The sequence below is a fragment of the Puniceibacterium antarcticum genome (genome assembly GCF_002760615.1).
Classification (GTDB): Bacteria; Pseudomonadota; Alphaproteobacteria; order Rhodobacterales; family Rhodobacteraceae; genus Puniceibacterium; species Puniceibacterium antarcticum.
Genome location: NZ_AWWI01000027.1, coordinates 49,001 through 62,679 on the forward strand (window position 1 = coordinate 49,001; position 13,679 = coordinate 62,679).

Annotated in this window: 16 protein-coding genes; 2 read left to right on the plus strand and 14 right to left on the minus strand. The window is 63.0% G+C overall.

Annotation, left to right across the window (positions count from 1 at the left end; genetic code table 11):
* Nucleotides 1–2 precede the first annotated feature (2 nt).
* The gene (locus P775_RS03010; protein WP_099909615.1) at nucleotides 3–1,088 is read right to left on the minus strand and encodes a polyamine ABC transporter substrate-binding protein; all 1,086 of its coding nucleotides are present in this window, start codon (nucleotides 1,086–1,088) and stop codon (nucleotides 3–5) included.
* A 154-nt stretch (nucleotides 1,089–1,242) separates the two neighbouring features.
* Here P775_RS03010 and P775_RS03015 point away from each other — a divergent pair, with 154 nt between their 5' ends.
* A complete protein-coding gene (locus P775_RS03015; protein ID WP_099909573.1) occupies nucleotides 1,243–1,935 on the plus strand; it encodes a GntR family transcriptional regulator in 693 nt (230 codons plus the stop codon).
* A gap of 51 nt (nucleotides 1,936–1,986) precedes the next feature.
* Nucleotides 1,987–3,390, plus strand: a complete 1,404-nt coding sequence (locus tag P775_RS03020; protein WP_099909574.1) for an aspartate aminotransferase family protein — start codon at nucleotides 1,987–1,989, stop codon at nucleotides 3,388–3,390.
* Between the two features lie 396 nt (nucleotides 3,391–3,786).
* Here P775_RS03020 and P775_RS03025 read toward each other — a convergent pair whose 3' ends face one another.
* The 13 genes from P775_RS03025 to P775_RS03085 all read right to left on the minus strand — a co-directional run bounded on the left by P775_RS03025 (nucleotide 3,787) and on the right by P775_RS03085 (nucleotide 13,647).
* Entirely contained in the window at nucleotides 3,787–4,557 is a 771-nt protein-coding gene (locus P775_RS03025) for an FCD domain-containing protein (RefSeq protein ID WP_099909616.1), read from the minus strand.
* 88 nt (nucleotides 4,558–4,645) lie between these two features.
* Entirely contained in the window at nucleotides 4,646–5,086 is a 441-nt protein-coding gene (locus tag P775_RS03030) for a molybdenum cofactor biosynthesis protein MoaE (RefSeq protein ID WP_099909575.1), read from the minus strand.
* Nucleotide 5,087: 1 nt separating this feature from the next.
* Nucleotides 5,088–5,333, minus strand: a complete 246-nt coding sequence (moaD, locus tag P775_RS03035) for a molybdopterin converting factor subunit 1 (RefSeq protein ID WP_099909576.1) — start codon at nucleotides 5,331–5,333, stop codon at nucleotides 5,088–5,090.
* Entirely contained in the window at nucleotides 5,333–5,998 is a 666-nt protein-coding gene (gene pgsA, locus P775_RS03040; RefSeq protein WP_099909577.1) for a CDP-diacylglycerol--glycerol-3-phosphate 3-phosphatidyltransferase, read from the minus strand. Before pgsA ends, moaD begins: the two co-directional genes overlap by 1 nt.
* 73 nt (nucleotides 5,999–6,071) lie before the next feature.
* Nucleotides 6,072–6,803, minus strand: a complete 732-nt coding sequence (gene recO, locus P775_RS03045) for a DNA repair protein RecO (protein WP_099909578.1) — start codon at nucleotides 6,801–6,803, stop codon at nucleotides 6,072–6,074.
* A 129-nt stretch (nucleotides 6,804–6,932) separates the two neighbouring features.
* Nucleotides 6,933–7,271: a DUF1491 family protein gene (locus P775_RS03050; RefSeq protein WP_099909579.1), complete on the minus strand. Its 339-nt coding sequence runs from the start codon at nucleotides 7,269–7,271 to the stop codon at nucleotides 6,933–6,935.
* Complete coding sequence (gene era, locus P775_RS03055) at nucleotides 7,264–8,172, minus strand: GTPase Era (protein WP_099909580.1); 909 nt, start codon at nucleotides 8,170–8,172, stop codon at nucleotides 7,264–7,266. Before era ends, P775_RS03050 begins: the two co-directional genes overlap by 8 nt.
* Nucleotides 8,173–8,310: 138 nt before the next feature.
* Nucleotides 8,311–9,000, minus strand: coding sequence for a dimethylsulfonioproprionate lyase family protein (locus P775_RS03060; RefSeq protein WP_099909581.1), 690 nt, complete (start codon nucleotides 8,998–9,000; stop codon nucleotides 8,311–8,313).
* A gap of 193 nt (nucleotides 9,001–9,193) precedes the next feature.
* Complete coding sequence (locus P775_RS03065) at nucleotides 9,194–10,135, minus strand: DMT family transporter (RefSeq protein WP_425439875.1); 942 nt, start codon at nucleotides 10,133–10,135, stop codon at nucleotides 9,194–9,196.
* Entirely contained in the window at nucleotides 10,075–10,755 is a 681-nt protein-coding gene (gene rnc, locus P775_RS03070; protein WP_099909583.1) for a ribonuclease III, read from the minus strand. The genes P775_RS03065 and rnc overlap by 61 nt, the downstream gene beginning before the upstream one ends.
* Nucleotides 10,752–11,588 carry a signal peptidase I gene (gene lepB / locus P775_RS03075; protein WP_099909584.1) on the minus strand — a complete coding sequence of 279 codons (837 nt, stop codon included), beginning with the start codon at nucleotides 11,586–11,588 and terminating at the stop codon, nucleotides 10,752–10,754. Before lepB ends, rnc begins: the two co-directional genes overlap by 4 nt.
* 156 nt (nucleotides 11,589–11,744) lie before the next feature.
* Nucleotides 11,745–12,167 (minus strand): holo-ACP synthase, encoded by a 423-nt coding sequence (gene acpS, locus P775_RS03080; protein ID WP_099909585.1) that lies wholly within the window; start codon nucleotides 12,165–12,167, stop codon nucleotides 11,745–11,747.
* Nucleotides 12,168–12,177: 10 nt separating this feature from the next.
* Nucleotides 12,178–13,647, minus strand: a complete 1,470-nt coding sequence (locus tag P775_RS03085; protein ID WP_218967612.1) for an alpha/beta fold hydrolase — start codon at nucleotides 13,645–13,647, stop codon at nucleotides 12,178–12,180.
* Nucleotides 13,648–13,679 lie beyond the last annotated feature (32 nt).

Here is a 13,679-nt window from a genome sequence, read left to right on the forward strand (position 1 = left end):
GTTCAGACGCCGGATTTGATCCCGGTCCACATGCGCGTCACGATGCGCTGCAGTTTCGGGTCGTAGGGCGAGAAGGTGTAAAGATTGTCCAGCGCGGCTGCATCCGGATAGATCGCGGTGTCACCGATGACATCTTCGTTCAGGAATTCCTGCGAGGCCTTGTTGCCGTTGGCGTAATAGACATAGTTCGACGCCGCCGCCATGTTCTGCGCGTCCATGATGAAGTTCAGGAACTTGTGCGCGCCCGTGGGGTTTGGGGCATCGACCGGGATCGCCATCTGGTCGAACCACATCAGCGCGCCTTCCTTGGGCGCGTTAAAGGCGATTTCGACGCCATTGTTTGCCTCTGCCGCGCGGTCACGGGCTTGCAGGATGTCACCCGACCAGCCGAAAGCCACGCAGATGTCGCCATTGGCCAGTGCGTTGATGTATTCCGAGCTGTTGAACTTGCTGATGTAGGGGCGAATGGCCTTCAGAACGGGCTCTGTCTTTGCGATGACATCTGCATCCTTGCTGTCCGGGTCTTCGCCGATGAACTTGAGTGCGGCCGGGATCACCTCTGTCGGAGCATCGAGGAAATAGACGCCGCAGGCGGCCAGCTTTTTCATGTTCTCGGGCTTGAAGACCAGATCGAGGCTGTCGATCGGTGCATCCTCACCCAGAGCTTCCTGTACCTTGGCAAGGTTCACACCCATGCCGGTGGTGCCCCACATGTAGTTGATGGAATAGGCGTTGTCGGGATCGAACTCTGCGGTGCGCTTCTGGATCACGTCCCACATGTTCTTGAGGTTGGGCAGCTGTTCCGGGTCGAGTTTCTGAAACGCGCCTGCCGTGATCTGACGCTGCAGGAAGGATCCTGTGGGCACCACGACGTCATAGCCCGAACCACCGGCCAGCATCTTGGTTTCCAGCACTTCGTTGCTGTCGAAGACGTCATAGATCAGGTCGATCCCGGTCTCCGCCTCGAATTTTTCCAGAAGCGATTCGTCGATATAATCAGACCAGTTGTAAACGCGGACTTCTTCGGCATGAGCCGCTGCCGCCGTAAGGGCGAGTACCGCGGTGAAACTCAGCAATGAGGTTTTCATGATTTTCTCCCGTTGGATCGGGGGGTAATCGCCCCCTTGTTCCCGAATTTGATCAAACTTCATGCCATAAGGCAACAGGAGGATGTTTTCATGCAAGGCCCAGACGTGCAAGATGCGGGATCAATGTGGGATCGGCAGGGGACGATCAAAGAGAATGATGAATTTGCAGGCAGAGCAGGAAAAGGCGATGACCGGTGCGGGCGTTCCGGCCCATGAACAGGTCTATCGGACCCTGCGGGCGCAGATCCTGTTCGGTGAACTGGAGCCGGGACAGGCGGTCACGATACAGGGGCTGACCGAACAGCTGGGTGCCGGGATGACCCCTGTGCGCGAGGCGCTGCGTCGCCTGATCGCCGAGGGCGCGCTGGAATTTCTGGGAAACCGGCGGATCTGCGTGCCAGTGCTTGATTCTGCGGCAGTTGCGCAGCTGACCGTGGCGCGCAAGGCGTTGGAGCCTGAATTGGCGCGGATGGCGGTGGCGCGGGTGAGCCCTACGCAAATCGCGATTCTGCGTGAAACCGATCGGCGGCTGGACCGTGCCATCGCGCGTGGCGACGTGCGCGGCTATCTGGAAGAGAACCACCGCTTTCACGCCCAGCTGAACGCAATGGCCCATGCGCCGATTCTGACCGCGCTTGTCGAAGGGTTGTGGCTGCGATTCGGCCCGTCGCTCCGGGTGGTTTGCGGTCTGTTCGGGACGCGCAATCTGCCAGATATGCACAAGGATCTGCTGCATGCCTTGGAAACAGGCGATTCGGAGGCAGCTGCCCGCGCGATGGAAGGGGACGTGGTGCAGGGGATGAGCCAGATCGCTGCCGGGTTGGGCGATTCCATTGACATGAAATAATTTGATCATATTATTGCGCCAACTCCTCTCTCACAGTGAAAGGCGCATTCCATGACGCTTATCTCAACGAACATGCCCACCGCAGAACTGCAGGCGCTGGACGCAGCACACCACATGCACCCGTTCACCCATAACGCAGATCTGGGCGAAAAGGGCGCGCGCATCATCACCCGGGCCGAGGGTGTGTGGCTGAACGACAGCGACGGCAACCGCATTCTGGACGCCATGGCGGGCCTGTGGTGCGTCAATATCGGCTATGGCCGCAAAGAGCTGTGCGATGCTGCCGCGCGCCAGATGCTGGAACTGCCGTTCTACAACACCTTCTTTCAGACCAGCCATGTGCCCGCGATTGCGCTGGCCACCCGTCTGGCCGAACTGGCCCCGGGTGATCTGAACCACGTCTTCTTTGCCGGCTCCGGGTCAGAGGCGAATGACACCAACCTGCGGATGGTGCGCACCTACTGGCAGGAAAAGGGTCAGCCGAACAAGAATGTGATCATTTCCCGCTGGAATGCCTATCACGGTTCGTCCGTCGGGTCCGGTTCGCTTGGCGGGATGAAGGGGATGCATGCCCAGGGCGGTATGCCGATCCCGGACATTCACCACATCGACCAGCCGAACTGGTGGGCTGAAGGCGGCGACATGACGCCCGAGGATTTCGGTCTGGCGCGCGCGCAGGATCTGGAAAAGGCGATTCTGGAGCTGGGCGCCGACCGCGTTGCAGCCTTTATCGCTGAACCCGTGCAGGGTGCAGGCGGCGTGATCATCCCCCCCAGCACCTACTGGCCGGAAATCCAGCGGATCTGCGATGCATACAACATCCTGCTGATCGCGGATGAGGTGATCTGTGGCTTTGGGCGCACCGGCAACTGGTTCGGATCAGAGACGATGGGGATCAAGCCGCATATCATGACCATCGCCAAGGGCCTGTCCTCGGGCTATCTGCCGATCGGCGGGTCGATTGTCTGCGACGAGGTGGCAGAGGTGATCGGCAATGCCGAATTCAACCACGGCTACACCTATTCCGGCCACCCGGTCGCCTGCGCCGTGGCGCTGGAAAACCTGCGCCTGCTGGAGGATGAGGGCATCATCACACGCGTGCGCGAGGATACCGGCCCCTATCTGAAGGAAAAGTTTGAAAGCCTGACCAATCACCCACTGGTGGGAGAGGCCAAGATCATCGGCATGATGGGGTCCCTCGCGCTGACCCCGGACAAGGCCAGCCGTGCCGCGTTTGAAGCGGATGAAGGCACCGTCGGCTTTATCTGCCGCGAGCGCTGCTTTGCCAACAATCTGATCATGCGCCATGTGGGGGATCGGATGATCATTTCGCCGCCGCTGGTGATCAGCAAGCCCGAGATCGACATGCTGATCGAACGCGCCTGGAAGAGCCTGGATGAATGCCACGCGATCCTGAAAGAAAAGGGTCTGATGAAGGCGCGTCGCGCGGCCTGATCCGTGTCAAATCCGGCGCTGCCCCTGTGGCGGCGCCGGACGCCTTTGGCGGGGGCGTATTTGAAAAGAGAAGACGCGGGGGCGCCTGTCCTGCCCTTTTTCTTTTGCAAAATAGGCGGGGTGACCGGGCGCAGCGTCCCTCTTCCCGTTGAGCCGAGGGTGTGCGGCTTTGAAGCTTTCGGCTTTTACAGCATTGCGAGTTAAGTTTGGATCGTCCTTCGCTGTCTCAAATCAGAGATTTGAACGCGAGGGGATATGACCTGTGTTCAAACTTAAAGCGTCGCGCCTTAAACACGCATCACTTGTTCGCTGCCTGTCGGCTGCGCCTCCAACGTGAAGAGAGACGGGTCTGTTTCAGGTTAAAGGCGGGACGCTATAAAGTCGAAACGCTTCAGCTCAGCTTCGCCCCTTGATCCTTTCGAACCGTTGCCGGGCGATTTCTTCGTGCTGTTCGGCCTTGCGGTCGTCCGACAGGCAGGCCTGCACATAATCCAGATGCGCCTCGACAGCGGCGCGGGCGGCATCGGGGTTGCGGGTCTGGATGCCGTCGTTGATGGCGCGGTGCTGGCCCAGCAGCATGTCGCGGGTGGTGCGCTGCTTGAACATGATCTGGCGGTTGTAGAACACGCCCTGCTGCAGAAGCTGGTACATCGAGCGCATCATGTGCAGCATCACCACGTTATGGCTCGCCTCGAAAATCGACAGGTGGAAATCTGCATCCAGCCGCGCCTCGTCCGCCGGGTTGTGTTTCTGATGGGCAGCTTGCATCTTTTCAAACAGGGTCTGGATGACCTGCAGATCGGTGTCAGACCCGTGCTGCGCCGCGCGGGATGCGGCCAGCCCCTCCATATCACGGCGGAAGGATAGGTAATCAAAGACCGCTTCGTCATGGGCGGCAAAGAGTTTCACAAGCGCGTCGGAAAAGGCCGAGCCGAGCACATCGGCGACGTAAATCCCCGCCCCGGCACGGCTGTTGAGCAGCCCGCGTTCCGACAGATCGGCAATCGCCTCGCGTACCGAAGGACGCGACACGCCGAGTTTTTCAGCAAGGTCGCGTTCGGCGGGCAGGCGTTCCCCGGGGCGCAGGATGCCGCGCAGGATCAGCTTTTCGATCTGCCGGGTGACGGCGGTCGACAGCTTTTCCGGCTGAATCTGGCGAAAGGGCATGTTGGGGGGCACCGGCAAATGGGTCAATGGATTGGTAAAACGATATGACCACCGCGCGATCAAGGCAAGCTGCTCTTCTTTTGCGGGCCTACCAGCGGGATAGGGCGTCTTCGTCTTCGTCCTTGGCGGCGACCCAGCTGGTGCCGTCCTTGCCATGTTCCTTTTTCCAGAACGGCGCGCGGGATTTGAGGTAGTCCATCAGGAAATCTGCCGCCTCAAACGCATCGCGGCGGTGCGGTGCGGCGGTGGCCACCATCATGATCCTGTCGCCGGGCGCAAGGCGGCCAAAGCGGTGGATCACAAGCACATCGCCCAGGGACCAGCGCTGCATCGCCTCGGTTGCGATCTTGGTCAGGGCCTTTTCGGTCATGCCGGGGTAGTGTTCGATTTCCATGACATCGAGCTGATCGTTCACGTCGCGCACAACGCCGGTAAAGGTCACCACGGCGCCCATGTCGTGGCGCCCGGCGGCAAAGGCGTCGGACTCGGCACCCAGATCAAACGGGGCCTCTTGCACCACGATGCGCATCTCAGCCGCCTGTCATCGGGGGAAAGAAGGCAACTTCGCGCACGCCGGACAGGGGCGCGTCGAAATCAGTAAGCTCCTGATCGACCGCCACGCGCAGCGCCGAGAGATCGGAAAAGGCGACGGCATAGCGGTCTTCGCGGGCGATGAGTTCAGCGACGAGATCGGCCACAGTGGCGGCATCCGTCGTGATCCGTTCCTTTGGCAGGCCGATGCGTTCGCGCACCCAGGCGAAATAGAGAATATCCATCAGGTTTCCTCTTTCAGAAAGGGGATCGCCTTGCGGAAATAGTCCATGCCGGTGAGCAGGGTCAGCCCCGCGGCGACCCAGAGCAGGACCAGCCCCACATGGCCGGACCAGATCATGCCGGCCTCTTTCCACCACAGACCGTGCAGGTCCTTGATCCGGCCATCCAGAACATCGCTGACCCGTTCCGGATCCATCCCCATGATGGACAGGCCAAGGTAATGTTCGAACACGCCCTGCGCAAAGAGCACGGCGATGGCGACCATCTGCAGCGTCGTCTTCCATTTGGCGAGCTTGGTGACCTTGAGCGTGCCGGCGGTGTCGCCCAGAAATTCGCGCAGGCCCGAGACAAAGACTTCGCGGAACAGGATGACAGTGGCGGGCAGGACCAGCCAGGGCGACATCGAGGAATAGCCGACGATGACCATCAGGGCGATGACCACCATCGCCTTGTCCGCGATGGGGTCGAGCATGGCGCCCATCTTGGTCTGCTGCCCCCAGGCGCGGGCGAGGTAGCCGTCAAACCAGTCGGTGATCGAGGCGCTGACAAACAGGGTCAGGGCGTACCAGTCCGCAAAGGGACGGGTGAAATACAGAAACATCAGGGCAACACCAGGGGCCGCCAGAAGGCGCAGCGACGTCAGAATGTTGGGTATGGTCCATCTCATGTGATGTTCCTATCGCGATTTGTGGGGACAGGGAAGATGCCGCGAGACAAGGCAAAAAGCGGCGCGTTGCGGGTCAAGGCCCTGTTCCGCGACCGAGGCGGTCGAGAAACACCGCGCGTGCGTTGGGCAGGGGGCGGTCGCCCAGTGAGGTGGCGAGCCTGTTGTGCATGAAATGCCCGGTCGTGGTGAGGGCAAGGGCGATCTCGGCATTGGTGGCATCGCCCGTCCCCAGCATGACGCCGGGCAGGGGCAGCAGCCGGTCGGCCCAATCCCCCGCGCCCGAGGCGGACACAGCGCGGGCGGTCCGGGGAGAGACATAGATCAGCTGGTCATTTGCGCCCGTGGCGGCGCAGGCCGTGAGGTCGAGGCCAAAACCCATATCTTCGAGCAGGGCCATTTCCCAGCGCAGGTAGGCGAGCGGCCAGATATCGGGCTGGCCCAGCAGGTCGAGCAGTGATTCGGTGCGCTGATAGAGTGCCAGATGCGCCTCGCGGTCGGGCAGGCAGAAGGCGAGCAGGGAGACCACGGCGTTGAGCCCGGCGAGCGAGAGGCGGTCAGTCATGGCAAGTGCTGCGCGCGAGCGCTGGGGTTCGACGGTGAAGCTGCCGAGCTGGTCTTCGAGCCGGGCGCGCCAGCTGAGATCAAGCTGCGCACCGGGTTGCAGGCTGGGCGCGATCTTGCGCGAGGTTGCACCGCGCAGAACGCCTGCGTGGCGGCCCCGGGTGGGGGTGAACACCTCGAGGATGGCGGAGGATTCGCCATGCTTTCGGGTGGTTAGAAGAATGCCGGTGTCGCGCCAATCCATGGGCAGAGAGTGGGGCCGTGGTGCGGCGGGCGCAAGGGGGCGCTGAGTCTCGGGTCTGGGAGGGGGCGCTGCCCCCGTCGCCGGACCGGCGACTCCCCCGGGATATTTAGGGGCAGATGAAACCGGGGGTCAGCTGTCGAGGCCGGGCTGGTCGAGGAGGTGGCGGCCCTGGCGGTCTTCAACCTCGATCACCCAGAGGTCGGGGTCAAAGCTGCGCTGTTTGGTGACGTGGGCGTCCATGTCGCGATCTGCCCCGCTGGCGAGTTCGCTCCAGTGGCGGGTGTCGGACAAGAGGTCGAAGCTGCGGGTGAAGATGCGGGCGTTGCCGTCCAGCGTGTTGAGTTTCACCAGCACCGCGCCGGCCGTGTCATCGCCATGGTTCACGACAAAAGCCGGGATTTCATGGAGCGACAGGCGGCGCATGTAGGCCGCCACCCAGAAGGAGGCGGCAAGCCGGGGTTCAGACATTGCCGTCTTTGAAGTTCAGGCCCATTTCCGAGTAACGCTCTGATTCCTCAAGCCATTTTTCGCGGACCTTGACCTGCAGGAACAGGTGGACCTTGCGGCCCAGGAACTCTTCGAGTTCCTCGCGGGAGGCTTTGGATACCGCCTTGATCGTGTCGCCGCGGTGGCCGAGGAGAATCCCCTTGTGACCGTCGCGGGCCACATAGATCACCTGATCGATGCGCGCGCTGCCGTCGTCGCGTTCGGTCCAGTGGTCGGTTTCCACGGTGAGCTGATAGGGCAGTTCCTGATGCAGGCGCAGGGTCAGCTTTTCGCGGGTCATCTCGGCGGCGATCATGCGCATGGGCAGATCGGCGATCTGATCTTCGGGGTAGAGCCAGGGCTCTTCGGGCATTTCACCGGCGAGCCATACCTTCAGATCCTCGACGCCATAGCCGCGTTCGGCGGAGATCATGAAGGTTTTGACGAAGGGGCAGGCCTCGTTCATCTGCTTGCTGAGATCGAGCAGGACCTCGGCCTTGACCTTGTCTATCTTGTTGATTGCAAGGGCAACTGTGCGTCCCTTGGCGATGTCGCTGAGGCGCTGGAGGATGGTTTTGACGCCTTCGGTCATGCCGCGATGCGCCTCGATCAGCAGGACAACCACGTCGGAATCTGCGGCACCGGACCAGGCGGCGGCGACCATGGCGCGGTCGAGCCGGCGCTTGGGGGCGAACATGCCGGGGGTGTCGACAAAGACGATCTGCGTGTCCCCCTCGATCGCGACGCCGCGGATGCGGGCACGCGTGGTCTGCACCTTATGGGTGACGATGGATACCTTTGCCCCGACCATGCGGTTGGTCAGGGTGGATTTGCCCGCATTGGGCTCTCCGATCAGGGCGACGAATCCGGCGCGTTGGGTCATTGCGGGCTTTTCCTAAGATGCAAGTCTGGGGCTATAGGCGAAAACGGCGCGCAGGACCAGAGGGGGAATCGGGCCGTACGGAATGGATATGGAAACCGTATGGTTTTCGTATGGCTGCGATCGGGGTGTCAGAGCGGGTCAGGTCCGCGTCATGCGGGCCTTGCGTTTGTACGACAGCCGCATCCCCGGGGCGGCAAGGCGGTCTTCGGCGCCGATCCAGGCATAGGCCAGCAGGCAGGGATCGACATCGCCGGTGGTGATGCGATGTTCATGTTCGGGCCGGTTGAGGATGAGCGAGCCGGGGGCATAGACGGCATTGTCGTTTTCGGACCAGGCGCCCGCGACCGAGATATAACTTTCCTCGATCTCTTTGTGGCTGTGCTGGGGATAGGTGGTGTTCGGCGCAAACAGCACAAAGCCGAGGATCAGCCGTTCCGAGCGGACGGGACCCTGCGGGCCGAGCACCTCGAAATAGGCATATTTGCGTTCGAGCACCTTTGGCATCGTCTCGTACCCCCATTCCCAGGTGAGCTGATCCGAGACGCGGGACAGCGCGCGGCTGAGTCCGCTGAGCACATTGCGTTCGCCCAGATCCAGCGCACGGGTCAGGTGGGCGGTGACCGGTTTGATCGCGGGGGTGCGAAAGGTCATTTCCGGGTTGCGGTCGATCACCGAGGACAGGGTGTCGCGCACGCGCTTGCGGTGGCTGCGGATCTCCTTGCTGCCGCCGGCCGAGCCGTAGCGGTAGAGCGAGTCGAATTCCTGCAACAGGTAGATCCAATTGGGGCAGTCCTGCAGGCGCAGGGCGGGTGTGTCGGGTTCTGTCATTGTGGCGGCCCCTGCGGAAGTACTGCATTCTGGCTACAGCGTTTCGGGTTAAACTTGGATCGGACATTCGCTGTCTCTCCCTTTGGTCGAACGCGAAATCCGATGCCCGTATCTGAGGTTAAACCCAAAAAGCTTTAAAATGCAGATCGGGCGCTGTCGACATCTTTTGTTTCAGGGGTGGTGATTTTGCAAATCAGCGGCGCAGGCGACGCCAGCGGGCAGGCAGAAGGATGTAGATGCCGCTGAGCACGATGATGGCTGATCCGACCAGCGTCAGCATATCGGGGCGTTCGCCAAAGATCGTCATGGCGAGGATCAGGCCCACCAGAAGGCGGCTGTAGCGGAAGGGGGCGACGGCAGACACCTCGCCCGTGCGCATGGCGGTGGTGAGCGCGGTGTAGCCCCAGACGCCGCAAAGGGCCGTGCCGAGGATCTTGAGCGCGGCGGTGCCGGTGGGAACCTGCGGCAGGCCGGGTTCAAAGGCGAGGATGACAAGCCCGGCAAAGGTGACAACCGCAAAGCCGAGCAGGCCAAGCTGCATGCCGTGCACCTCGGGCGGGCTGGTGCGGGTGGCAAGGTCGCGCCCGGCAAAGCCGATCATGCCGAGCAGGGCAAAGATGGCATTCGCCTCGATCCCGTCGGGCGAGGGGCGCAGGATCAGCAGCACGCCGGCAAAGCCGATGGCCATGGCGGTCCAGCGGCGCGGCCCGATGGTTTCGCGCAGGATCAGCGCGGCACCGCCCATGACCACCAGCGGCGTGGCCTGCAGGATCGCGGTGGTGGTTGAAAGCGGCGTGTAGGCAAGGCTGAGCGCAAAGAACAGCCGCCCGCAGATTTCAAAGGCGGTGCGGATCAGCAAGCCGCGTTTCACAAAGGCCGGATGCCAGAGCGGCAGGCCCTTGGCCCGCGTCAGCACGGCACAGATCAGCAGGGCGGTCAGGCCGAACTGGACCGTGCCAAGACCGGGCGTGATGCCGCCCGATCCGGTGGCCGATTTGAAAAAGGCATCTTCGAGGCCGAAGCCGACCATCGCCAGCACCATGAAGGCACTGCCGCGCAGGTTGGCACCGGCGTTTATGATTCGACTCGGGTCAGCAGCGCCTTGGCGGCCATCTGTTCGGCCTGACGTTTCGATCCGGCGGTGGCCTCGACCCCGGTGCCGTCGTCGAGTTCGGCGCGGATGGTAAAGACCGGGGCGTGATCCGGGCCGGTGCGGGCGGTTTCCAGATAGCGCGGTGGTTGCTGGCCGCGGGCCTGCGCCCACTCCTGCAGGGATGTCTTGGCGTCGCGGGCGTCTTCTTCGACGCTGCGGACACGGTCGCCCCAAAGGCGCAGCACCATCGCCTTGGCCGCGTCAAACCCACCGTCCAGATAGACGGCGGCAATCACCGCCTCCATCCCGTCGCCGAGCAGCGCCATCTTGCGCCGCCCACCGGACAGCATTTCGGAGCGGCCCAGTTTCAGCGCGGCGCCCAGGTCAATCTCGCGCGCGACATCAGCGCAGGTTTCCTTGCGCACCAGCGCGTTGAAGCGCGGGGCAAGCTGGCCTTCAGAGGCGGCACGGTCGCCCGCCAGCAGCGCCTCGGCCATGACAAGGCCAAGCACCCGGTCACCCAGAAACTCAAGCCGCTGGTTGTCGTCACGGTTGGGGCCGGACATCGAGGCATGGGTGACCGCACGCACGATCAGGTCAGGCCGGGCGAAGTCGTGGCCAAGGCGCGTCTGCAGCGCCTTCAGATCTGCCGATAGTTTCAATGGATCCCCTTGAAGAACCGGTCGGCGCGCCAGGTCCAGAAGTACAGCATCGAGCGGCCCGCCGAGGAAAAGACGATGCGATCGGCGCGGCCGACGATGTTTTCGAGCGGCACAAAGCCGACGCCGCCGGTGATCGCGGGCACGCGGCTGTCCGAGGAATTGTCGCGGTTGTCACCCATGAAGAAGTAATTGCCCGCAGGCACGGTAAAGACCGGGGTGTTGTCGAGGCCCTGGGTGCCGATGTTGAGGATGTCATGGCTCACGCCATTGGGCAGGGTCTCGGTGAACTTTTCCTTGATGCAGATCCCGCCATCCCCCACGGGGCCGTTGGCGCAGCGCGGGCGCAGACCTTGCGGGCCCTGCGCTTCGGCGGTTTCCTCGAAGGTCCCGTTGGGTTCAACCTGAACCGGCGTGCCGTTGATAGAGAGCAGGCCATCGGTGACCTGAACCCTATCGCCGGGCAGGCCGATCAGCCGTTTGATGAAATCCTGTCCCGACACCGGGTGGCGAAAGACAACCACATCGCCGCGCTGCGGTTCGCCGCCAAAGAGGCGCGTGTTGTCGCCCCCCAGAAAGCCGCAGATGTCTTCGGCATCAATGTCGATGCCGATGGCGGGCAGAGAAACCGAGGGGCAGGAGGCATAGGAATAGCCATAGGCCATCTTGTTCACAAAGAGGAAATCACCGATCAGCAGCGTGTCTTTCATCGACCCCGAGGGAATCCAGAACGGCTGGAAGAACAGCGTCCGGAAGATGCCCGCAATCAACAGCGCATAGACCACTGTCTTGATGGTTTCCACGAAACCGTTGCCCTTGCTGCTGTCGGATGCCATGTTGCATGCCCTCTGCCTGACGCTCCCGCGCTACATGCTGCCGCAGGCAAGGCGTGTCAAGCCGCGAGGCCCGCGCCGGGCGCCCCTGTGACCTTCACCTGTCCCCAAATATCCCGGGGAGCCCGAGGGGCTGGCCCCTCGGTTCTGCCGTTGAGGTCAGGCACGATCCTCTGGCGGCTGGGTCACCGGTCGCGCCTCGATCACCACAAAGGCCTGCGCCCAAGGGTGGTCATCGGTCAGGGTCACATGGATCACCGCCTCATGCCCCGGCGGGGTCATCTCAGCCAGCCGTTCGCGCGCCCAGCCGGTCACGGCCATAACGGGCTGGCCGGTGGGCAGGTTGGTGACGGCCATGTCTTTCCAGGAAATGCCCATGCGCAACCCGGTGCCAAGCGCCTTGGAACAGGCCTCTTTCGCGGCCCAGCGTTTGGCATAGGTGCCTGCCACATCCTTGCGCCGCTCGGCCTTGTGCTGTTCGGTTTCGGTGAACACACGGTTGCGGAAGCGGTCGCCGAACCGCTCAAGGGTGGCTGCGATGCGGTCGATATTGGCAAGATCGGTGCCGATGCCAAGGATCATGGGAAGGCCTTCATGCAGAGAACATCGGAAAGCTGACACCCAGCGCCCAGGCAAGCACGATGCCAAGGGCAAGGCCGGCGGCGGCGGGGCCGGACCGCCCGGCGACACAGCGGCCCATCAGGCCGAAGATGATGTAGAACAGAGCGATAATGGGCGCGATCATCAGCAGAAAGAACAGCCCCTGAAAATCCAACGCCACGGCCAGACCCAGCGAGGCCAGAAAGCCGATGCGCGCCAGAAGCCGCTGCCAGAACGGCGCGCCATAGCTCACCAGCGCATCGGCGAGCATGAAGGGCACGGCGCCAAGACAGAGTGCTGCGATGATCCAGAGCCGCTGCAGGTCGGGCCAGAAGTTGATGCCATAGCGACCAAGCGCCAGACCGAACACCGCAAGCCCCCAGACCAAGAGCGCGAGCAACCCCCGCGCCGACACCGGCCCGAACGGCACGCCGAACCGCCAGAGCAGCGCCAGTTGCACCACGCCAAAGACCAGCAGGTGCAGGGCAAGGTAGTCCGCCACCAGCACCGGCAGCCAGCCGGGGTTGAGTGGCACCGCAATCAGCGGTGCCGCAATGGCGGGCAGCAGGGTGAGCAGCGCGATCTGGGCAGGGCCAAGGCGACGACGGGGGGGCAGGGCGGTCTGCGGCAGCAGGCGCGACAGCGGCGCGGCCAGCAGGACGATGCTGCCCAGCAGCACCAGCAGCGCCCAGCCGGTGGGCCAGATCGTGACGCTGCTGCTGCGGCCATAATAGCTGTCCAGCCAGTCGAGTGCGGCACGTTGGGCGCTGCGGGCATGCAGGATCGAGACGTGATCGGCATAGGGCACGATCCGGGCGCGGCGGCGCAGATCATCCCGCGTGGCGGTGTCACCATCCCGCGCGGCCGGGTCGACCATCTGCAGCGCCTTGAGCGCGAAGTCACGCAGGCCCGGTTCCCATGCCCCGGTGAGGAGGAGCAGGTCGTTGGGGCTGTCTGGCGTGATTTCCTGCGAAAAGGCCGAGAGCAGGACAACAGGCCCGGTTTCGGGGCCAATGCTGCGCACCAGAAGGTCGGTGGCCATGGAATGGCCGAGCAAGGCGGTTTTCTGATCGGGGGATTGTGTCGCCTCGATCACCTGCCGGGTCTGGTTGACCAGCAGGCGGGTGGTGCCGTCGATCGAGCTCACATCCCCCGACATCGGCACCGGGTTCTGGCCGTGGCCTTCGAAATCAAAGGCATAGGCCACATATCCGGCGCGGGCGAGGGTGTAGGCATAGGCCTGCATGATCTGGCGCGACCCGGCGAAGCCATGGGCGATGACCACCGGCGGGCCATCGGCATCCGGGCGGGCATAGCGCGTGACGGGGGTGGTGGTGATGGCGAAATTTGTCGCCGTCACGCCAAGGCGCGCGGTTTGCAGCACGGCAATCGCGGCGATGGCCATGATCAGGCCAAGGCAGAGGGCTGCGACATGCAGACGGGAGAGGCGCGGAGCGGCCATGGATCAGAGCGCCGATGCAAAAGTTTTCAGAA